Raw genomic sequence first — 392 nt, forward strand, 5'->3', positions numbered from 1 at the left:
GTACGCACTCGGCAAGGTCGCGCAGCGCTACTACGCGGGCGGCCGCACGCTGGGCACCGACGCGCTCAAGTCCGCCTTCACCCGCACGGCCGAGGAGGCCCGGGGACTGCAGCAGCGCTATGCGCCGCAGATCCAGGAACGGGCGCGGGGGCTGGACGTGGGCAAGCTGCTCAAGGAGCTGCGGGCCTGACGGTGCCATTCGCCGGAGCGCTTGACGTCCCTGCAGCCGGGTTGCTGCAAGGGACGGGCGCTGCGACCCGCGCACCCAAGGGTGCGACCCCGATGGTGGAATGGGCAGACACGCTGATCCAAGTTTCAACCCACGCGTCCTTGTGAACGCGACGTTCTGGCAATAGCATACGCGCCCTGGCGGGGTGCGACCCGATGTAGGC

Annotated in this window: 1 protein-coding gene; it reads left to right on the forward strand. The window is 69.4% G+C overall.

What is annotated here, in order from left to right:
• On the forward strand, positions 1 to 190 hold a 190-nt coding region (locus FJV41_RS57645), incomplete at its 5' end, for a hypothetical protein (RefSeq protein ID WP_220138076.1).
• Positions 191 to 392: the final 202 nt, after the last annotated feature.

Source organism: Myxococcus llanfairpwllgwyngyllgogerychwyrndrobwllllantysiliogogogochensis, from assembly GCF_006636215.1.
In the GTDB taxonomy this organism is placed as follows: Bacteria; Myxococcota; Myxococcia; order Myxococcales; family Myxococcaceae; genus Myxococcus; species Myxococcus llanfairpwllgwyngyllgogerychwyrndrobwllllantysiliogogogochensis.